15 protein-coding genes, 4 pseudogenes and 1 other annotated feature are annotated in these 21,806 nt (G+C 48.6%); of the genes and pseudogenes, 2 read left to right on the top strand and 17 right to left on the bottom strand.

Features of this window, described 5'->3' with window-relative positions; all coding sequences use genetic code 11:
• Positions 1-2 precede the first annotated feature (2 nt).
• Together PAV_RS14280 and PAV_RS14275 are read right to left on the bottom strand one after the other, a co-directional pair.
• On the bottom strand, positions 3-1,382 hold the full coding sequence (locus PAV_RS14280) for a bifunctional folylpolyglutamate synthase/dihydrofolate synthase (protein ID WP_005547355.1): 1,380 nt from the start codon (positions 1,380-1,382) through the stop codon (positions 3-5).
• 92 nt (positions 1,383-1,474) lie between these two features.
• Positions 1,475-4,110, bottom strand: a pseudogene (locus PAV_RS14275) (valine--tRNA ligase).
• 199 nt (positions 4,111-4,309) lie between these two features.
• Positions 4,310-4,603 (bottom strand) — a binding site (T-box leader).
• A 163-nt stretch (positions 4,604-4,766) separates the two neighbouring features.
• On the opposite strand from PAV_RS14275, the gene PAV_RS35285 reads away from it, so the two are divergent.
• Entirely contained in the window at positions 4,767-4,931 is a 165-nt protein-coding gene (locus PAV_RS35285; RefSeq protein ID WP_005547353.1) for a hypothetical protein, read from the top strand.
• A gap of 81 nt (positions 4,932-5,012) precedes the next feature.
• On the opposite strand, the gene PAV_RS14270 is transcribed toward PAV_RS35285, so the two are convergent.
• From PAV_RS14270 to hemL, 4 genes and pseudogenes are all read right to left on the bottom strand, one after another.
• On the bottom strand, positions 5,013-6,596 hold the full coding sequence (locus PAV_RS14270; protein WP_005547351.1) for a LysM peptidoglycan-binding domain-containing protein: 1,584 nt from the start codon (positions 6,594-6,596) through the stop codon (positions 5,013-5,015).
• Positions 6,597-6,711: 115 nt separating this feature from the next.
• Positions 6,712-7,182, bottom strand: a pseudogene (locus PAV_RS37290) (RluA family pseudouridine synthase); the annotation flags it as partial.
• A gap of 15 nt (positions 7,183-7,197) precedes the next feature.
• A complete protein-coding gene (locus PAV_RS37285; protein WP_005547347.1) occupies positions 7,198-7,626 on the bottom strand; it encodes an RluA family pseudouridine synthase in 429 nt (142 codons plus the stop codon).
• 150 nt (positions 7,627-7,776) lie between these two features.
• Positions 7,777-9,060: pseudogene (hemL, locus tag PAV_RS14260) on the bottom strand (glutamate-1-semialdehyde 2,1-aminomutase); the annotation flags it as partial.
• A 98-nt stretch (positions 9,061-9,158) separates the two neighbouring features.
• Between hemL and PAV_RS14255 the strand changes: the two are divergent.
• Positions 9,159-9,836, top strand: coding sequence for a Crp/Fnr family transcriptional regulator (locus PAV_RS14255; RefSeq protein ID WP_005547342.1), 678 nt, complete (start codon positions 9,159-9,161; stop codon positions 9,834-9,836).
• Between the two features lie 98 nt (positions 9,837-9,934).
• Here the strand turns inward: PAV_RS14255 and hemB are convergent, their stop codons facing one another.
• From hemB to lon, 11 genes and pseudogenes are all read right to left on the bottom strand, one after another.
• Complete coding sequence (hemB, locus tag PAV_RS14250; protein WP_005547340.1) at positions 9,935-10,939, bottom strand: porphobilinogen synthase; 1,005 nt, start codon at positions 10,937-10,939, stop codon at positions 9,935-9,937.
• A 1-nt stretch (position 10,940) separates the two neighbouring features.
• Positions 10,941-12,527, bottom strand: coding sequence for a uroporphyrinogen-III C-methyltransferase (cobA, locus tag PAV_RS14245; RefSeq protein WP_005547339.1), 1,587 nt, complete (start codon positions 12,525-12,527; stop codon positions 10,941-10,943).
• A gap of 5 nt (positions 12,528-12,532) precedes the next feature.
• A pseudogene (hemC, locus tag PAV_RS14240) lies at positions 12,533-13,464 on the bottom strand (hydroxymethylbilane synthase).
• Between the two features lie 20 nt (positions 13,465-13,484).
• A complete protein-coding gene (locus PAV_RS14235; RefSeq protein ID WP_005547336.1) occupies positions 13,485-14,147 on the bottom strand; it encodes a precorrin-2 dehydrogenase/sirohydrochlorin ferrochelatase family protein in 663 nt (220 codons plus the stop codon).
• A gap of 3 nt (positions 14,148-14,150) precedes the next feature.
• Positions 14,151-14,978, bottom strand: a complete 828-nt coding sequence (gene ccsA / locus PAV_RS14230; protein WP_005547335.1) for a cytochrome c biogenesis protein CcsA — start codon at positions 14,976-14,978, stop codon at positions 14,151-14,153.
• 27 nt (positions 14,979-15,005) lie between these two features.
• Positions 15,006-16,391 carry a glutamyl-tRNA reductase gene (gene hemA, locus PAV_RS14225; RefSeq protein ID WP_005547329.1) on the bottom strand — a complete coding sequence of 462 codons (1,386 nt, stop codon included), beginning with the start codon at positions 16,389-16,391 and terminating at the stop codon, positions 15,006-15,008.
• A gap of 198 nt (positions 16,392-16,589) precedes the next feature.
• Positions 16,590-17,126, bottom strand: coding sequence for a hypothetical protein (locus tag PAV_RS14220; RefSeq protein WP_005547327.1), 537 nt, complete (start codon positions 17,124-17,126; stop codon positions 16,590-16,592).
• 136 nt (positions 17,127-17,262) lie between these two features.
• On the bottom strand, positions 17,263-17,661 hold the full coding sequence (gene speD, locus PAV_RS14215; protein ID WP_005547325.1) for an adenosylmethionine decarboxylase: 399 nt from the start codon (positions 17,659-17,661) through the stop codon (positions 17,263-17,265).
• Positions 17,662-17,997: 336 nt separating this feature from the next.
• Positions 17,998-18,582 carry a hypothetical protein gene (locus tag PAV_RS14210; protein ID WP_005547324.1) on the bottom strand — a complete coding sequence of 195 codons (585 nt, stop codon included), beginning with the start codon at positions 18,580-18,582 and terminating at the stop codon, positions 17,998-18,000.
• Between the two features lie 158 nt (positions 18,583-18,740).
• Positions 18,741-19,334 carry a ribosome biogenesis GTP-binding protein YihA/YsxC gene (gene yihA, locus PAV_RS14205; protein ID WP_005547321.1) on the bottom strand — a complete coding sequence of 198 codons (594 nt, stop codon included), beginning with the start codon at positions 19,332-19,334 and terminating at the stop codon, positions 18,741-18,743.
• A 120-nt stretch (positions 19,335-19,454) separates the two neighbouring features.
• Positions 19,455-21,788: an endopeptidase La gene (gene lon / locus PAV_RS14200; RefSeq protein ID WP_005547319.1), complete on the bottom strand. Its 2,334-nt coding sequence runs from the start codon at positions 21,786-21,788 to the stop codon at positions 19,455-19,457.
• Between the last annotated feature and the right edge of the window lie 18 nt (positions 21,789-21,806).

Below are 21,806 nucleotides of genomic sequence, written 5' to 3'. Positions count from 1 at the left end.
ACTCACCAACCCTTTTCAGATTCGGTCCGATGCAGAACGAAAGAACGAACGTCTGCAATCAGATATAAAGTCCCCGTAACTACTGCTAAATCTCCTGGTACTGTCATCGCCTGGAGCTGTTCCAAAGCTTTATGCCAGTTAGGCTCTACAAGGATAGTCGGACGATTCGTATTGTCTCCCATCACCTGCTCGGCAATATCTCGTAAGCTTTCCGCTTCCATCTTCTTGCGGAAATCAGGTTCTGTAAAAATAACGGTATTAGCTAAAGGTAGTATATGTCGCAGAACATCGTGATGATGCTTTGTCGACAGCATCCCCATCATAATATGAAGCCCTTTGTACTGGTACGTATCCCGCAGCGCTTGTGCAAGCGTCGCAGCCCCTTCCGGGTTATGCGCACCATCGAGCAGCAAGCGAGGTTCCTTGCATACCATTTCTAATCGTCCTGGCCACGCAGCACGCTTCAGTCCATCTCGCGTAGTTGTATCTTCCAAAATGAAAGCCATATATTGTCGCAGCACTTCAAGCGCCATCAATGAGGCAGCCGCATTCTTCAATTGATGAGCCCCGTTCATCGTAAGTGACATTTCTTCCATCGTTCGGAATGGGCCAAAGAATGTGAAGTTCTGTTCATTTTCAACCGCATTGAGCAGTTCCACTCGGAACTGTTCGTTCATGACATACAGAGTAGATTGATTCTTGGCCGCAGCCTGCTTAATGACCTCCAGCGCCTCTGGTTGCTCTACTGTCGTCACAGCTGGAACTCCAGGCTTAATGATGCCCGCTTTCTCGAAAGCAATCTGCTCGATAGTATCCCCCAGTATGTCCATATGATCATGACCGATATTCGTGATAATGGATACGATTGGAGTCACGATATTTGTTACGTCAAGTCGTCCGCCAAGCCCGGTTTCCCATACAACAACATCCGGGAACGTCACTGTCGCATAGTACATAATGGCGAGCGTAGTAGATACTTCAAACGTCGTCGGCGATCCTAGCGGCGTTTGCGCGATTTCATCCACCAACGGCTTCAGTTTGTTCACAAGTTGAAGCAGCGTTTCTTCAGGAATGTCCTCGTTATTGTATTTTAAACGATTCGTATACTTCTCAATATAAGGAGAAGTAAAGGTACCGACATCATACCCGTTAGCAAGTAAAACACTCGTTAACATCGCACAAGTCGAGCCTTTGCCATTCGTGCCCGCGACATGAATGAATTTTAATCGACGGTGTGGAGAACCTAACCGCTCCATCATCAATTCTACCCGATCCAAGCCCGGACGGATTCCAAACGGAATTAATGAATTGATCCAATCAATTGCGTCTTCTACCCGAACAAAAGGAAAATCGGTTGCTTCCGTCTCATTTGTCTCCGACATGATCCTCATCCTTTATCAGATGTCATTAAACGGCCGAACCGGCAAGGAGCAATGCCCAAACCCGGATCGGCCATACATATCGCACAGGTTGTTTACGCTTCTGTTAATTCTGTAATACGCGCCAATACTTTGTCTCTCTTCTCGCTGTAATCACGCTGCTTGGCACGCTCTTCCTCGATGACCGAAGCAGGAGCCTTCGCGATGAAGCCTTGATTAGCAAGCTTCTTATCGACACGTTCAACTTCTTTGTTCAGATGCTCGACTTCTTTCTGAAGACGGGCAATTTCTTGTTCAATGTCAAGAAGGCCAGCAAGCGGCAAATACAGCTCAGCTCCAGTAACAATGGCAGTCATTGCCTTGTTCGGCGCACCAGCCTCTATGCTTACCTCCAGCTTGGATGTACCACAGAAACGCTCTACGAACTCTAGGTTATTCGTAATGTTCGCTTCGATCGTGCGATCAGCCGGCTTCACAATCAGCTCTACCTTCTTACTCATTGGCACATTCACTTCAGCACGAATATTGCGCACTGCACGGATCATATCCATAAGAAGCATCATCTCGCGGACTGCTTCAGGCGCTTCGAATTCGGCATGGTATACAGGCCATTCCGCAAGCGTTATCGTTTCGCCGGAGTGCGGCAAGTGCTGCCAAATCTCTTCTGAGATGTATGGCATGAATGGATGAATCATGCGCATTGTACGGTCAAGCACATAGGCAAGGACAGATTGCGTCTTTTTCTTCGCTTGTTCATTCGAGCCATACAAGCTGAGCTTCGCAAATTCAATATACCAGTCACACAGATCGTCCCAAATGAAGTTATTGAGCACACGGCCTGTTTCGCCGAACTCGTATGCATCCATGAGGCGCGTAATTTCACGAGCCGTCTCGTTCATACGGTGAAGGATCCAGCGATCCGCTGTGCCCAATTCGCCTGTAATGTCGATATCCTCATAGGTCACGCCCTGCAAGTTCATTAAAGCGAAGCGCGATGCATTCCAAATCTTATTCGCAAAGTTGCGCGCCTGCTCGACACGTTCCCAACGGAAACGCAAATCTTGCCCTGGCGTACTGCTTGTGGAAATCATGAAGCGCATTGCATCGGCTCCGTACTTCTCGATAACTTCAAGCGGATCGACGCCATTGCCAAGCGATTTGGACATTTTTTTCCATCAGCATCACGCACCAAGCCGTGCATCAGAACGTCCTTGAACGGAATTTCATCTGTAAATTCCAGTGCCGTAAAGATCATGCGGGACACCCAGAAGTAAATAATGTCATAGCCTGTAACGAGCACGTTCGTTGGATAGTAGCGCTTCAGATCTTCCGTCTGATCCGGCCAGCCAAGCGTAGAGAACGGCCACAACGCAGAACTGAACCATGTATCGAGTACATCTTCATCCTGCTTCAAATGGCTGCTTCCGCACGATGTACATGCAGTTGCATCTTCTTCTGCAACATGAATGTGTCCGCAATCCTCACAATACCAAGCAGGAATGCGATGGCCCCACCACAGCTGACGAGAAATACACCAGTCGCGCACATTCTCGATCCAATGCAAATACGTCTTCTCAAAGCGTTCCGGCACGAAATTAACGCCTTTGCCCGTTTTTTGCGCTTCGATTGCGCGCTCTGCGAGCGGCTTCATTTTCACGAACCATTGTGTTGACAAATACGGCTCTACAACTGCGCCACTGCGCTCGCTGTGTCCAACCTGATGGGCATGATCCTCAATTTTGATCAACACACCTTGTTCTTGTAAGTCCTTCACGATCTGTTTCCGGCAATCCGCACGATCCATTCCTTGATATTGACCAGCCAGCTCATTCATTTTGCCGGACTCATCCATTACCGTTATTTGCGGCAATTGATGGCGAAGTCCCATTTCGAAGTCATTCGGATCATGGGCTGGTGTAATTTTAACCGCACCGCTTCCGAAGTCTTTATCTACATATTCGTCTGCAATTACAGGAATCTCACGGCCTACAATCGGCAGCACCAACATTTTGCCAATCATATGTTGGTAACGCTCATCCTTTGGATGAACCGCTACTGCTGTATCGCCGAGCATAGTCTCTGGGCGAGTTGTTGCAACAGTAATTGAGCCGCTGCCGTCTTTAAGTGGATACTGCAGATGATATAGATGCCCCTGCACTTCCTTGTACTCAACCTCAATGTCGGACAATGCCGTGCGCGCTGCCGGATCCCAGTTAATAATATATTTACCGCGGTAAATGAGCCCTTTCTCATACAGCTTCACAAATACTTGGCGAACCGCACGGGACAGACCTTCATCCAACGTAAAGCGCTCACGGGAGAAGTCCAAGGACAGCCCCATCTTCGCCCATTGTTCGCGGATCGTATTCGCATATTGCTCCTTCCAATCCCATACACGTTCCAGGAACGCTTCACGCCCCAAATCATAGCGTGTTACTCCTTCTTCGCGCAGCTTCTGCTCTACTTTCGTCTGCGTTGCAATACCAGCATGGTCAGAGCCTGGAAGCCACAGCGCATCATATCCCTGCATCCGCTTGAAGCGAATAAGAATATCCTGCAATGTAAAGTCAAGCGCGTGACCAATATGAAGCATGCCGGTAACGTTTGGAGGCGGAATCACGATCGTGAACGGTTCAGCATCCTTGCGAACACCTGCTTTAAAATACTCGCCTTTCATCCAGAAATCATACCATTTCTGCTCCGCTGCCTTCGGATCGTACGTCGTTGGCATGGACAGTTGCTCTTGATTCTCTGTCAATCAAAATCCCTCCGTTACTTAATCATGAGTGTCTAATCGACAATACTATGCCTATAGAACCGAAGCGAATAACAACCCTGCGCTGTCTCCCATAACACTTCCTCAAGCGTCTAAACTATGGCATTTGTAAGGGATGCATTCACTTCTGCAGGCAAATAAAAAACCTTACGTCGCAAAGGACGAAAGGTTTATCTTCCGTGGTACCACCTTTATTCCGCTCTTATATACAGACTTCCAAGCATACAGATTCTGCTGAGCGGCACTTCAGTTGCAAATAACGGCTGCGGCCGGCCTGTTCTAGCGTATGAGGAACACGATGAACACAATGTTCATACATTACCTTGATACGTTCAAATGGGCAACTCCCAGGTGACTTCAGCGCTGGACGATCCTGCAGGCGTTGCACCGTGTCGCTCTGCTCTCTGTAAGGGGCCGATCGCTTACTAATCCTGTTCATCGTTTTTCAATCAGTCAGCTATGAAAGTAAACAATAACATTTACGATATATTGTACCTTCGCACAACCTGCGAGTCAATAGACGGAGCGCAAAAGGATGCTGATAATTGGTTCCCTATTAGTCATAACCTGTTTTTCGTTTTTCATAACATGTACTATAGGAGGTGTTTTATATGGAACGGTGGTGGTGTCGTGTTCGAGGTTCCATTAAAGGGGTTCTTTTCCCCATCATTTGCTTGCAATTTATCCGCACGTTGCTTCTGCCAACAGCATTTGACGTATTTTTGCTTTTTGTACTATTCCTCATTTTCATTGGATTTTTGTGGGACGTGTATTGAAGCTTGTACAGCTGCATGCAGACACAAAGAAACCCGTCGCTCAATGAGCCATACGGGTTTCTTGCCTTTATGGAGATATCGTTACGAGGTGGGAATGTAGAGAACTTGCCCTTCGGATACATCCGATTCCGCCAAGCGATTGTAGAGAGCAATCTCTCGTGAATTCATGCTATATCGGTCTGCTATCGTGTCGAGCGTTTCGGAACGCTGCACAATACACAAGCGCACTTTTTTGAATGCACGTTCATCATCCAAACGTTGGAGGAATAACGACTGCCACTTTACTTCCTCTCCAGAGGCCTCCGTATTCGTCGCTGCCTGCTTCGCAGTCTCCTCTTCCGTCTGAACCCGATCCGGCTCTTGTGGCTCCCGCTTCATCGAAAGCAATGAACTGAACCCGAGCGGCTCGGCTGCTTCTGGCTCACTATTTTTCCCCTTGCCAATCGCAATCTTCATTTCCTGCTTTACTGCAGCTGCCGGATCAGCATCCGACTGTTCATTGACAACAGATCCGGCTTCTACACTCTCCCGCTCATCATCATGAGTTGAGACAAGTGACTCAAGCTCTTCTGACAATTGGGCAGCCGCTGAATCATCCGTTTCTGTAGAGGATACACGTTCCTTACGCTCACGCTTGTCATGGCTTGCAACGGGTTCGCGAGCATGGGCTTCCTCAGAGAATGTATGGAAATCAGACGGAGCTCCCTTCGGTGTGCGCACATGTTCACCTTCATGCGAATCAGCATTCGTTTCGCTTGATGCCTGCCGCTCGTCCTCCGAAGCTTCGGCACTTTGGCCTTCCATTTGCTCTTCCGCTTCTAGAATCTCCTTGTTCCATTGGGAACCACTCCACGTCAGTGGAACTCGTTGAGAATTGGATGAAGTGGTGTCGGATGGCTCATGATTTGATTGAGCAATCAACTGCTCATCTTCAGTTTCATCTTCGCTGGCTTCCAGTTCTTCTGCAGCTCGAGTATAAGATTCAGATTCTTCTTCCTCTTCATCTTGCATAAACTCGTGATCCTGTTCCTGCTTTTGTTCTTCGGAATTCCATGCAGAGCTGTACTCTCTATATTCCTCTCTTGGATCTGCATCCGATTCTACATTCGATGATTCGTTATTCGATTCATCATTCGATCCTCCGTTGCTCTCAGACAAACTCTCTTCATGACTCGATGTAAATGCCGGTGTATATGTACCGTAGTCACGCAGCCATGAAGGTTCCTCCTCATCCTGCTCGATCTCTGTTTGATGCACGACCGTAAATTGCTCAGGTTCCCAAGCTGCAGGCTCGATACTTTCCATCGAGATGCCGCGCAGCGATAAAATTCCTGTTATATTCAATGTTCGTGTCGATAATAGATCAACATCAAAGTGCTCAATGTCGACCGAAATATCTTCTAAGCTGCGCACCCGGTTTAAGGGCAGTGTGATTTCAACTGGTATCCAATGCTCAAGCGAATGGCTGCTTCGCAATTCATCGGCACCTACGTATGCTCCTGCCAGCAGCAAGCTGCCGCGCACCGTCACCTGGTCACCAGCAGGAATGACCTGAATGTGCGGTGTCAACTCCACTTCTTCCAATTGATCAATGCCGACCACTTCGTCGGACAAATGCACACGTTCATAAATATCAAATCGCAATCCATATGATTCATCGTTCACAGACCGCTCCTCCTCCCGCAGTTCATATGCCATCCTCCCTTGTGACCAGCACACATGCAATTCGACAACGATGTTAAGCTACAGTCGCAAAGTCAGACTCGTATCACTACTTCATCTATATGGGAAGAAAGAGAGGAGCATGACTATATTTTTGCCGTAAACGCAACATGTCCTCTGGCCACGGGACATCCACCTGAATGTGTTCTCCCGACAACGGATGGCGGAAGCGCAAGCTTTCTCCGTGAAGCGCTTGTCTGCGAATCAGCTTGTCATCCCCGCCGTACATCACGTCTCCTGCAAGCGGGTAGCCCTTTGCACTCATATGCACCCGAATTTGATGTGTTCTCCCTGTCTCCAGAGACAACCGAACTAGAGACAGCTCTGAACCAGGCTGCAACGTATCATAATGAGTGATCGCACGTACCCCACTGTCACTTACCCGATATTTTCCGCGGTGATGACGATCCTTTCCTATTGGCGCATCAATTGTTCCAGAAGCCGGAGTCGGCGTTCCGTGAACAATCGCATGATAGATACGTTCAATCTTTTTTTCGCGCATCATTTCATCAAGAATAACTTGCGAACAGGGCTGCTTTGCATACTATACGGGCCCTGTTGTATCAACATCAAGCCGATGGATATGCAGTACCTTAGCCGACTGTCCTGTCCAAGCATAATGGCATGCTACAGCATGAGCCAAACTGTCCCGTCTCTTGGCCTGCTCAGGTGTCGAAGGATGAACTGCCATTCCCGAAGGCTTATAGGCAACAAGACAGGCATCATCTTCATACAGCACCTCTGCAGGCTCATCTGCAGGTTCATAGGAATCCGATTCACGAGTAAACCATCTCAGCCTCAGCCTATCTCCAGCCGTGCGAATATCTCCCTCATGCTTCATTCTTTGAACGAAATTTTTCGGCAAGCGCAGCTCTCCGATTAACCAAGAAAATGTTGACTCTTCCTCTTTGAGCACTCCCTTGCCAGGCATGAACTCTACCCATTCACCTTGGCGTCTCCAATACCGTGTCATGCCGCACCTCCACTCTATTTCCTTTTCATTTCATTTCAAAGCCCGGCACTCCGCTAGAGACGGGAATCGCCGGGCTTATCGTCGTTCTATTCCGTTGCAGGGTGTAGTCTAAAAGACTATCTTTCTACCCCGTTTTAATTCACTCTATGCTTAGATAGACTTTTTCAGTGCTGCGTAGTGAGCTTGTATCGTAAACTCAATATCTTCATCAGTATGAGCTGCTGATACAAACATCCCTTCGAATTGCGAAGGCGCTACATTGACCCCTTCATCCAACAAATGCTTGAAATAGCTGCGGAACAATTCCAAGTTGGAAGTACGTGCCGTATCAAAGTTCGTGACCGCTTCATTCGTAAAGAACGGGCATACCATCGAGCCGATGCGATTGATTGTACATGGCACTCCAAGCTCCTGAGCATTTCGCGTGAAGCCCTCCTCAAGCATTGCGCCCTTGCGATCCAGCTCATCGTACACCTCCGGCGCAAGCAAAGACAATGTCGTGTAGCCCGCAGCCATCGCCAGTGGATTGCCGCTTAACGTGCCGGCTTGATAGATCGGTCCGCTTGGCGCAATCTGCTCCATGTATTCGCGTTTTCCTCCGTATGCACCTACTGGCAGTCCTCCGCCAATAACCTTTCCAAAGCAAGTCAAATCCGGTATAACGCCAAACAAGCCTTGCGCACAGCTATAGCCTACACGAAATCCGGTCATGACTTCATCGAAAATGAGCAAGCTTTCAAACTGCTCTGTTAAATTCCGCAGCCCTTCCAAAAATCCTTCATTCGGCGGAACAACTCCCATGTTACCTGCTACCGGCTCCACAATGACACAGGCTATGTCTTCGCCATAGCGTTCAAAGGCCAGTTTCACTGCCTCCAAATCATTGTAAGGAACTGCTATCGTATTGCTGGCCACCCCTGCAGGCACCCCTGGGCTGTCCGGCAGTCCTAATGTAGCTACACCAGAGCCAGCCTTGATCAGCAAGCTGTCTCCATGACCATGGTAGGAGCCTTCAAATTTAACAATCTTACTCCGCTTCGTTATTCCACGGGCCAGCCGGATCGCACTCATTGTTGCTTCCGTTCCCGAATTAACCATGCGGACAATATCTACCGAAGGCACACGCTCACATACCAGCTTGGCCATAGCCGTCTCGATCTCAGTAGGCGCACCAAAGCTTGTCCCTTTCGCCGCCGTTTCTTGGATTGCACGAACGACCTCTGGATGCGCGTGACCCATAATTAACGGCCCCCACGAACATACATAATCGACAAATACGTTGCCATCGATATCATACAGTCGGGAACCTTCCGCCCGCTCAATATAGGCAGGCGTTAGTCCGACAGATTTAAATGCGCGAACAGGGCTATTCACACCGCCAGGTATGTATTTTTTTGCTTCTGCAAATGCTGCCTGCGAACGAGTGTCTACACGGCCAGATTTTTTTCAGACATGTTGGTAGCTCCTTCTTATTTATTCCTCTGTTCTATGTTACACTAGTAAAAAATCGGCTTGGCAAAGAGGGGAAAGTCATGATTGAATTGCTAAAACGCGTCCCACTGTTCTCTGATTTGACTGATGAACAGCTGGAAATCGTATCGTCCATCACATCCCGTCGGGAGTATGCCCCACATACGATTTTGTTCCAGCAGGGAGATCCAGGACACACATTCTGCATCGTATTACGCGGTGCCGTCAAAGTATACACATCCAACAAGAAAGGACAACAAAAGATCCTTTCCGTCTTCAAGAGCGGCGACAACTTCGGCGAGCTTGCGCTTATTGATGGCAAGCCGCGTTCTGCTACAGCAGAGACACTGGAGGATACCGTATTATTGACCGTTACTTCTGAAAGCTTCCATCTATTGCTGCGAGCCCATTACGACATTGCGAAGCAGGTTATGATTCAACTGTGCGGGCGGCTTCGTTCGACGAACGGATACGTCTATGACTTAACGTTCCTGGATGCTCCTAGCCGCATCGTGAAGAACATTGTCCGTATCGCTCAGCAGCAAGGCGAACGCCGTGGAGACAAAATCTACATCCGTACCGCCTTCGATCCCGATGCCATGTCAGGGCTTGCTGGTGTGCATCGCAACGTATTAGAGCAGGTAATCCGCGATTTGGAGCATCAGCGCATCTTGACGCTGCAACCTACCGAATACACACTGGATGTATCCAAGCTGTTCCAGAGTCCTTACGTAAGCTAGCTTCCTAAATGATTGGGCAGACAAGTACCCCTCCGCTGCATTTCGCTAAATGTGCTGGAGGGGTGCTTGCTATATATTCCATCCGCTTGCCCTGATAATTAGGAACGATCTGACAGCCAGCGCGCTGCATCCTTCGCATGGTACGTAATAATCATATCCGTTCCTGCACGCTTTAAACCAAGCAGCAGTTCAGTAACTATTGCCCGCTCGTCAATCCATCCAAGCTTGCTCGCAGCCTTCACCATGGAGTATTCGCCGCTCACATTATAAGCGACCAGTGGCAGATCGAACTGATCCTTTATCACACGGATGACATCCATATATGCCATGGCCGGCTTCACCATCAGCATGTCCGCGCCCTCCAGAACATCCTCTTCTGCCTCGCGAACCGCTTCACGCACATTAGCAGGATCCATCTGGTATGTCTTGCGATCGCCAAATTGCGGTGCGGAATGCGCTGCATCCCGGAATGGGCCGTAGAATGCCGAAGCATATTTCACAGAATAAGACATGATTGGCACATCACTGTAGCCCGCTTCATCCAGTCCTGCTCGAATCGCGTGCACGAATCCATCCATCATATTGGAAGGCGCAATGATATCGGCTCCCGCTTCGGCCTGGGATACAGCAGTACGAACTAAGTACTCGAGCGACTCGTCATTATCGATTTCGCCAATTTCACAGCCATTCACTTCATGCACATGTATCATGCCGCAATGACCATGATCAGTATATTGACAGAGGCAAGTATCTGCGATGACGAGCAGTTCGGGATGAGCAGCCTTTATTTGTCTTGTCGCTTGCTGTACAATTCCGTTCGTGTCGAACGCAGAACTTCCGACAGCATCCTTCGATGCCGGAACGCCAAACAACACGATAGCTTGAATCCCTACTTGTACGATTTCATTAATTTCTTCATCCAGACGATCTAGCGAAAAGTGGTACACGCCTGGCATGGAGCTGATTTCTTCCTTAATATTGGTGCCATGCGTTACAAAAATAGGCATAATTAAATCATTTACGGTTAATACTGTCTCGCGTACCATATTGCGGAGAGCTGCCGTCTTCCGTAGGCGGCGTAATCTTGTAGTTGGAAATACCATATTAGCAACCTCCTTGAATGTGTATATTTGACTTTTCACTATTGCATAGCTTGCTCATTGCTTCTACCAATCCTTTTATGGTAGAACGCTCGGCTACTGCATCAACCTGCAAGCCTAATTCGCGCGCTGTACGCGCTGTAATATCTCCGATGCAGACAACCTGAGCGCCGCTCAGTTTCGCTACTGGATTCGACACGCCCATGCGTGTTAACGACGCGATCAGGTTCGTTACAGTCGAAGAACTCGTAAAGGTAATAAGATGAATGGCGTTATCCTCAAGCAGTTCTAATAAGCAAGGATCATCCTCTTCGGGCAATACAGTCTCGTACAGATCGATCTCATCGACAATAAGACCATGCTGATGTAGGGTCTCCTTTAGCCAAGGACGTGACAAATCCCCGCGCGCTAGCAGTACGCGCTCCCCTGACGCAACGAGCGGGCGCAGTACGTCCCATACCCCTTCTTGACTAAACTGAGCAGCAGATACATCCGGCTGTACACCGTATTCACGAAGCGCCTCAGCCGTTTTTGGTCCAACCGTCACAATTCGTGCGCCAGCCCATTGACGAATGTCCTGGCCTTGATCCTGCAAATGCTGGAACCAATACGAAACACCATTCACGCTCGTTAGAATGAGCCAGTGATACTGCCTAGCCTGCAGGAATGCCTGTTGAATCGCCTGCTTCTGCCGCGCCGAGACAGGCGCACGCATTTCAATGACAGGAAATTCATAAGGCTCCCCTCCAAGCTGTTCGACGGCCCGCACAAGCTCGCTTGCTTGGCTACGGCTTCTCGTCACAAGCACACGCTTCCCGAATAATGGCCGCTCTTCTGCCCATGTAAGCTGTTCCCGCAGCTTAACAACGTCACCTACGATAATGATTGCAGGCGATTCAAATCGGATCCGCTCTGCTTCATCCGCAATCGTCGCTAAAGTTCCAACAATGGTGAACTGCTCTGCCCGTGTTCCCCAGCGTATCAATGCAACAGGTGTCTCCGCTGCCCGCCCATGGCTCATTAATCGTTCTACTATCGCACGCAGCTTGCCAATCCCCATAAGAAACAACAAGGTGCCTGCTGATTGAGTCATCTGTTCCCACTCAATGAATTCGTCCAGCTTGTCAGGATTTTCGTGTCCTGTGACTACGCAGAAGGAAGAGGCATACTCACGATGTGTCACGGGAATGCCGGCATAAGCCGGAACCGCCACCGCTGAGGTGACACCCGGAACGATCTCGAATGATATCCCATGCTCCTTCAGCACAGCCGCTTCTTCTCCTGCTCTGCCAAATACACATGGATCTCCTCCCTTTAAGCGAACAACCCGGTGTCCTTCCAGAGCCAGATCGGCAAGAAGCTGATTAATGTCCGCTTGCTTCATCGCATGCCTATCAGGCAGCTTACCGACATAGATCCTGCGTGCGCCGGGCTTCATATGCCTAAGCAGCTGAGGACTGGAAAGGCGATCATAGACAACAACATCCGCTTCCTGCAAACAGTTCAAGCCTTTGACCGTAATCAAGCCAGCATCTCCCGGCCCTGCGCCTACTAGATACACGATACCTAATTCAGAGGAATGCCGTTCCATTCTTATCAGCCCCTTAATTGGGATAACATTTGTTCCGCTCCTTGATCCAGCAGCCGCTCTGCAACTGCAATACCAAGTTCCTCTGGATGTTTACCTACCATAGTGTCGCTCACAATCGTATTGTCCTCGGCTGAGCCGACAAGGCCAGTCAAGCGCATCGTGCCATCAGCACCATGAAGCTCTGCATATGCCCCGATTGGAACTTGGCAGCCGCCATTCAAACGTCCTAAGAAGGCACGTTCTGCCTGAACCGTAAGAGCGGTGTCTGCATCGTGATAACGTGCAAGCAGCGCCAATACTTCTTCATCATCTGCGCGGCATTCAATCCCCAGTGCCCCTTGGCCTACTGCCGGCAGGCTTACTGCTGTGGGCAAGTAAGATGTAATGCGATCCTGCCAGCCCATCCGGTGCAGTCCTGCTGCAGCAAGAACAATCGCATCGAACCCTTCCGTATCAAGCTTCTTCAGCCGCGTATCAATATTGCCGCGCAATGGCTCGATTTGCAGATCAGGACGCTGCGCCTGTAATTGACAAGCTCTGCGCAGGCTGCTGGTACCCACCTTGGCGCCTATGGGCAAATCTTCGATCGAGGTGCCCGACTTCATAATCAAGCAATCTCTCGGATCCTCCCGTTTCGGCACTGCGCCAACCGTAAGTCCATCCTGCAGCTCCCATGGCATGTCTTTCATACTATGAACCGCAATATCAACTTCCTTGTCAATAAGCGCCTGTTCGATTTCCTTTACGAACAGCCCCTTGCCGCCTACCTTGGACAAGGTCACATCCAGTATGCGATCGCCCTTGGTTACGATCTTTTAATTTCGAAGCGATACGGAAGATTATTTTCTTGGCAAATGGCTTCCAACGCTGAAATAACATGCCCGGTCTGCGTCAGCGCCAAGGCACTCTGCCTTGTTCCAACAATGATAGTACGCATCTAGTTGCCCTCCTGCTTGCCTATATTATGGATTCATTTATTGATAATTGCGCGAGCCATGCCTCTATCCACTCTTCCCACTTGGGAAGCGGAACGTGTTGCTCATAAGTTCGCCAGCATTCCACTGCATAATGCCGCATTGCACGCTGGCGCTGGGCTGTGTCAGGCAGTACCGTATGGGCAGCTTTACGTGCATGCAGCAGCAGTTCCGCAACTTGCGCCAACTCCTCGTCCATGAGCTTGGACAGCTTAGCAAGTATGCTTCGCGTCAAGGTGGGACTCGCACCGCCCGTCGATACAGCCAGATGGACATCACCATGCTGAATCGCCCCAGGATTGGCAAAGTCACTATGATCCGGACTATGAGCAACATTAATTAGCGCACCGCATCGCCTTGCCTCTGCTGCCACCCGTTCATTAACTTCACTATCGTCTGTCGCAGCAAACACGAGCAGCGCTCCGATAGCGTCCCCCTCCTCATACTCTCTTGCAACGTGCATAACGATTCCATTATTCACAAAATGCCAAAGCTCCGGAGTCAATATGGGACTGACCACCTTCACTTTAGCACCACTTGCCAGCAAATGGCGAATTTTGCGGGCAGCTACCTTGCCGCCGCCAATAACGGTACATGGCTTGCCGGCAAGCTTCAGCATAATCGGATACAGAGGGGAATCTCCCATTCGCTACACTCCAATCCAGCGATGAAATGTCGATAATGAATTCAATGCGAAATTGAGCATGATTACCGCATAACATCCTAAATTCAACAAAGAAAGTCGAAATCCTGTTGAATCATAGCGCGAGCGTTTCACAACATAGGAGCCATACAGCAGAAGCGCTGCTAATGTAAACCATATTTTTAAATCGATCAGCAGTTCCGTACGGTTGTCCAGCAGGATAGCTCCCACCGCTACAGCAAGCGACAACAGGAACATCGGAATGCCGATTACCGCTGCCAGGTAGGAGAATCGCTCAATTCGTTCAAGACTAGGCAAGCGCCTCACCGCATCCGACCACTGCTTGGCCTTAAGCTTATGATGCAGAAATACATACATGCCTGCAAATACTGCACTAACCGTCAAGGCTGCAAACCCAAAGGCCGCAAGCGAGATATGAAAGGAGAGCAAATTGCGCATCATCTCCCATTCCTTCATCGATGCAGGCATCGTTGGATCATTAAGCATGTTTACCAGCAATAAAGCAAAACCAATCAGGTTTACAAAGAATACGATAAATTCGATATGAAAAAACCTGCTAATAACAATGGATACGGTCACTAAGAACCATGAGAATAAGAACATGAATTCAAAACTGCTAAAAACAGGAACATCCTGATGTCGCACCATCCTCACAATTAAGAAAATGGTCTGGAGTACCCATACAAAAGTAAGAAGCCCTGCGCCCATCCGCTTCGCTTTCCGATTGACTCCTACCACATCGGAAAAATAAAACAGAAGGCTCAGGGCGTATGTGTATATAATCGCATCGTAAATCCAACTATTCGTAACCATCGATGCCTGCCGCCTCCTGTTCTTCCACTACCATGTGACGGCTGCCCAAGACAGCACAGACTTCCCCCGTTCGGGTTCAGCATTCCGATTCACGGGGACTTGCGTGGAGGGCTGTTCCTCTCCTCGCTCCTTCTTGCCATCCGCTTCCGGCTCCTCAAGTGCGAAGATTTGCGAGAACAATTGCAATGCCTCGTCTCCATTCTTCTCTGCGGCGAGCTCTTTAATTTGGTTAATTGGGTCGTGCATCATTTGATTCAGCATACTTTTCGTCAACCGGCGTATCAGCTTCGCTTCCCGGTCGGACAGCTCTGGTAGCTTATTGAACAAGCTTTGGAGCGTATCCTGATGAATACGGTCTGCCTTGGCCTGCAATGAGCGAATCATCGGGGTTACACCTAGCATTTTGAGCCAATGGCGATGCTCCTCGAGTTCATCTGCAATAAAAGCTTCAATCTTTGCCGCTTCCTTGCGCCGCCGAGCCAGATTGCTTTCTACAATACCTTGCAAATCATCAATGTCATACAAGAATACATTCGACAAATCGCTAATCGCAGGATCCAAGTCACGCGGTACGGCAATATCAATAAAGAATAGCGACCGAGACTTGCGCTTGCTCATCGCCCGCTTTACATCATCCGCCGATAACACATATTCCTTAGCCCCAGTAGAGCTTATAACGATGTCTGCTTCAGCCAGCATTAGATCAACCTCGTCGAGTGTCCCCGCTCGTCCATTAAATTGCTTCGCCAGTTCCTCCGCACGAGATAATGTACGGTTCGCTACCATCACCTCAGCGGCACCGTTCGCATACAAATGCTTTACGGTAAGCTCGCTCATTTTGCCTGCGCCAAGGATGAGCACTTTCTTGCCATGGAATGATCCGAATATGCGCTTGCCAAGCTCAACAGCAGCATAGCTGACCGATACCGCATTTTCGTTAATGCTTGTTTCGGCATGTGCTCTCTTCGCGAGTGTTATCGCCTGCTTAAATACCGTATTGAGCCACGTTCCTGTTACCCCTTCATGTTGCGCAAACAAGAAGGCATTGCGGATCTGACCAAGAATTTGCGTTTCACCGATGACCATGGAATCCAAGCCGCAGCTGACCCGGAATAAATGTTCAACGGCCTGATCATCTTCATATATATAGAGGTACGGTGTAAATTGCTGTCTAGGGATGCCGAACCATGTCTCCATAAAGCTGCGGATGAAGTAACCGCACATGTGCAATCTGTCGACAACCACATACAGCTCTGTACGGTTGCATGTCGACACCATCACACATTCGAGCACGCTCTTCGTCTGTCTCAATTGTCTCAGCGCCTCTTGCCATTCACTTTCGGGCAGCGCGAACTTTTCCCGAATCTCTACGGGCGCTGTACGATAGTTCATGCCGACGACGATGATGTGCATTCATTTCACCTGCTTTTCGATATTTAGTACATTCTCAGATGATAATCATTATAACATACATCACAGAGAACATTCGTTCGTAATTTGAAAATATTATGAAATGCATGTCAAATTTTAGTTTGTACGTGCTAACTGCACCTTATACTAACATTGCTGCGACCTAATGTCATTCTTTTTTATGCACTTTTTGCCAAACTATTACGGTGCAAAATAAGAATCCAGCACACTTATGAGCTCTTTATCGGCCAAGATGAGCTCTTCACGCTGTGACGCAATCCAATGTCCACTGCTGTTATAAATGAGAGCGTAACTGTCAACTAATTTGTTCGCTGCATCGGCGGAGGTGCTTATCACCTCTTTTTCACTGTCTGCAAGCGGGCGATCCCCATTTAATTGCAGCAATGTTATCATCTCTACAACCTTATTCATACTAGAGAGCTCTGGCAGCTTATCCTTGCCAACTGCACGCACCAGCCGTTCATGTGCAAAGGCTGCTGAGTAGGCAACCAGCTTCAATTTTTGCAATTGATCGGTTGTATGAACCCGTTTAGCTTCCTGCATCGATCCTTTTAACAAATTCATTTGAAATTGAGCTACCTCATACAGCATTTTTAGCGGATCGGATGCTTCTATCTTCGGTGACAAGAAGTTGTACACCTGAATAGAAGGCCATATAAGCAGCATGAACAATACGACCATCCATACGACACCGCTTCGAAATCGCTTTGGTCTCATAGGCATTCTCCTACTATATATGATTATGTATATAGCTTATGGAGCTGCAAGTGGACAAATAACCAGGGTAAAATGAATAAAAAAAGCCCGCTCAACCCGGTGCCAAGCACTTAAGTGAGCGGGACTTTATTGTGTTCTATACCAATTCGGATACTTTCATATCCGGAGTAACCACTTGCAATTCGCCTAATCCGCGAACGAGCTTCTTCGCGTACGTTTTCTCCGGTTTCAACATAGAGACCAGGTAATCAATGGCTAGCTGCGGGTCTACTGTTTCTCCGCAAGTGTAACAATCGATTGCTGCAAATCCACGTTCAGGATAAGTGTGGATTGAAAGATGACTTTCTGACAACATAACTAGAACTGTTGCCCCTTGTGGGTCAAACTGTTTAGATTGAACAGACAAGACGGTTGCACCACACGCTTCAGCGGCTTCTACCAGTTGTGCTTCAAGCAATTGAGCATTGTTCAGCAAATCGAAGTCGACTCCCCACGTGTCAACAGCAACATGTCTTCCGAAAGTTGAGTATTCCATCTTCCGGTTCCCCCTTCCTAGGAATAAAATGTTTGAAAAAAATAATTTCATCCGCTAGGACCTACGTCATTCACTTCCCGAGGGAAAAATCTCTCGCAACATGCAATGTCCTGAGTGAATCCTGGTTCCTATATTGTTTTCAACGAGATTAAAAATAACATCTTATACACATAAATGCAACACTTTTTATTCGCTTTTCACCAGACCATTTGTAATTCCCTGTCTACTATATGGAAAAAGCAGCCGTTAGGTGTTTATTTTCTTCCGCCCAATATGTGCAGAAAATAAAAAGAACTTAAGGCGCATGCCCTAAGTTCTTTTCTATTCCAATGCCGCTCAGGCTTCCAAGATGAACAATTGCTTTGCCATTTCTGCCAGCTCATGATCCACAGCTTGAATCTCATCCGCCGACAGACTGTGATTTCGCTTATCGAGGAGGCTGTTGATGCGCTCCTTGATACTCGCAATACGTATTTCTACACGATCGTTACGGTACATATTCTGCAAGTCTAGCACCGTATCCTTATGTTCGAAAATAACGCGAGGCTCTTCCTTCTGCTCCACAATCTTGCGAACTGCCCCATCCACGTAATAATAAGTGATTGTAAATCCCGCAAAAATCCGATTGACTACCGCTTCGCCACGGAATGTCGCCACAAGCTTATGCATCACTTGCGTCAATTTCGGATGAACCAAGCGGCAAGACGTTACACAGACATACCGATTGCCTTGTTTCTCGAACAGGAATATGATCTCATCACCCTGGCCGTCCTCAAGAACCACCTCTTGATTACCGTTTTCTAATACTTTCACCCGCCCTACAATAGATTGCTTCGCGAGCGATTGCACAAATCGGGTCAACTGAGCTTCCGTTAACTGTAAACTGGCTTTCACATACTCTGTGGCTAACCGCCGAGCCATAAAAACTCTCCTTAAACCGTATTCAACAAATTATATTTACACATCTTTATTATACTACAGGGATCACATGAATTCCTGTTCACGAGCCGCCATTTTATGGTGCATTTCGCAAAAAAACGGACTGAGGACGGAACTATCCCATATTTTATCCAACATGCTTACGAATTAACGCCTGCATGTTGATTAATAATCTCCCATAACTCTTCTCGGCCTTGTCCAGTTTCCGAGGAGAACATGACGAAGGGAGCATCTGGTGATAATCCGAGTGTGGTTCGGACTTGCTTTACATGTCTTGGAAGGTGATTCTTTGAGATTTTATCGGCCTTTGTAGCGACAACGCAGACCGGAATGCCATAATGCGTCAGCCAGTCATGCATCATACAATCGTCCGCTGTAGGAGCATGACGCAAGTCAACGACCAGCAGCACAAGCTTAAGTGTCTCACGTTCTTGGAAATATGCCTCAATCATGCGTCCCCAAGCAGCGCGCTGTGTCTTTGACACCTTTGCATATCCATATCCCGGAACGTCTACGAAATACATATTGTCATTGATGCGGTAGTAGTTCAATTGCTGCGTCTTGCCTGGCTGCGAACTTGTGCGCGCCAAGTTTTTGCGCATTATCAACCGATTAATCAAGGAAGACTTACCGACATTTGATCGACCTGCCAGTCCAATCTCGGGAAAACCGTCGTCAGGATACTGTGATGCTCCAACAGCACTAATAATAAATTCTGCATTTGTTATTTTCATGTTCGATTATCCTCACCTTACATTCTGTTCTGTCCATTGTACAATTGTACACGATTCCCGTCATTTCACAAAAACAAGAAAAACGGATGCGCTTACGCGCACCCGTCTACTTCTACATATTTATGAGGAAGCTTGCTCCAGCAAGGCATGCCGCAGCACTTCATCCATATGAGAAACCGGTATAAAGGTTAACTCCTGCCGTACCGTATCCGGGATATCCGCAAGATCACGTTCATTGTCATGCGGGAACAGAACCGTCTTGATTCCCGCACGGAGCGCGGCCAGCGACTTCTCTTTCAATCCGCCAATCGGGAGAACGCGCCCGCGCAGTGTAATCTCACCAGTCATTGCAACATCCTTGGATACGTACCGGTTGGTGAACGCCGATACAAGTGCCGTCGCAATTGTGATTCCGGCAGAAGGACCATCCTTCGGAATCGCCCCTTCCGGTACATGGACGTGAATATCCAGCTTCTCATGGAAGTCTGGCTCCAACTCCCACTGCGCTGACTTCGAGCGGATGTAGCTAAATGCAGCCTGTGCAGACTCCTTCATGACATCGCCAAGCTTACCTGTCAATTGAAGCTTGCCAGAACCAGGGACAACGGTTACCTCAATGTTAAGCGTGTCTCCCCCCGCTTCCGTCCACGCAAGACCTGTCACCGTTCCTATTTGGTCATCTTGTTCTGCCAGCCCGTAGCGATATCGAGCTACACCTAAATATTCAGATAATTGCTGGGCGTCAATCTGAATCTCATTTACCTGTTCAGACACGACACGCTTAGCTGCCTTCCGGCATAACGCTGCCAATTGCTGCTCGAGCTGACGAACGCCAGCTTCACGTGTATACTCGCGAATGACTTGCAGGATGCCCTCCTCTGTAACGGTCAACTGACCTTCCTTCAGCCCGTGCGCTTCTTTCTGCTTCGGAAGAAGGTGACGGTTCGCAATTTCCAGCTTCTCCAGCTCTGTATAGCCAGACAAGTTAAGCATCTCCATACGATCAAGCAGCGGACGCGGTATATTATGTACGGCATTAGCGGTTGTAACGAACAAAACTCGTGATAAATCAACCGGCAGTTCGACGAAATGATCGCTGAATGCGTTGTTCTGCTCTGGATCGAGCACTTCCAGCAATGCTGCTGCAGGATCCCCGCGGAAATCCGAAGCCATCTTGTCAATTTCGTCCAACAGCATCACAGGGTTCATCGTGCCCGCATTTTTGAGAGCTTGCACGATCCGACCCGGCATTGCCCCTACATATGTACGACGGTGACCGCGAATTTCTGCTTCGTCACGCACTCCACCTAACGAGATACGGACAAACTTCCGGCCAAGCGACTTCGCAATGGATCTCGCAAGCGAGGTCTTTCCTACACCCGGAGGGCCAACAAGACACAAAATCGGCCCTTTCATTTCCTTGACAAGCTGCTGTACGGCCAAGTATTCCAGCACACGTTCCTTTGGCTTCTCCAATCCGTAGTGGTCTGCCTCTAGAATCGACTCAGCCTTACCGAGATCAAGGTCATCCTCCGTCATTGTTGACCACGGGATTTGAAGCAGCCAATCAATGTAATTGCGAATGACCGATCCTTCTGCTGAGGAAGCAGGCATTTTCTCCAATCGGTCGATTTCTTTGCCGATCTTCTCTCGAACTTTATCCGGAGCATCAAGCTCCTTCAATTGGGCACGCAGTTCCTCAGCTTCCCCTGCACGTCCTTCTTTATCTCCCAATTCCTTTTGAATCGCCTTCATCTGCTCGCGCAAATAATATTCCTTTTGCGTCTTTTCCATTTGCTTTTTCACGCGCTGGCCAATTTTCTTCTCCATCTCCAGCACTTCGCTCTCATTATTGAGCAGCTCAAGCAACTTGTGCAGACGAGCCTTACTGTCCACCGTTTCCAGAAGCGCCTGCTTATCCTTCAGCTTGATTGATAAGTGGCTGGCGATTACATCTGCCATCCTGCCCGGTTCCTCAATGTCCGTGACGGATGCAAGCGTCTCCGGCGACACCTTCTTCGACATTTGCACATAATTTTCGAATTGAGTTAATGCCATGCGCATGAGCGCTTCGGTCTCTGAAGACTGATTTGCCTCTTCATGCAGGACACGCACCTGAACCTCATAGAATTCATCATTTGGCACATATTCAACGATTTCGGCACGCTCTACTCCCTCAACAAGCACACGTATCGTGTTATTAGGCAGACGAAGCATTTGGCGCACCTTCGCTATTGTACCAATGCGGAAAATATCATCCTGAGACGGCTCCTCGATGCTAACCTCTGACTGCGTACACAACAGCAGAAGCTGGTCCTCCAGCATCGCATGTTCAAGTGCCCGTACTGACTTATCGCGTCCCACATCCAAATTCAACACCATGCTCGGGTACACGAGCAAGCCTCGTAGCGGGAGCAGAGGCAGGTGGCGGTCTTTATTCGATTTAAGCCCCATCGTTCGGCACCCCCATGG

This window comes from Paenibacillus alvei DSM 29 (assembly GCF_000293805.1).
GTDB classification, from domain to species: domain Bacteria; phylum Bacillota; class Bacilli; order Paenibacillales; family Paenibacillaceae; genus Paenibacillus_B; species Paenibacillus_B alvei.
The sequence above is the reverse complement of the archived record's forward strand: the minus strand, read 5'-3'. Positions and strand labels throughout refer to the sequence as shown.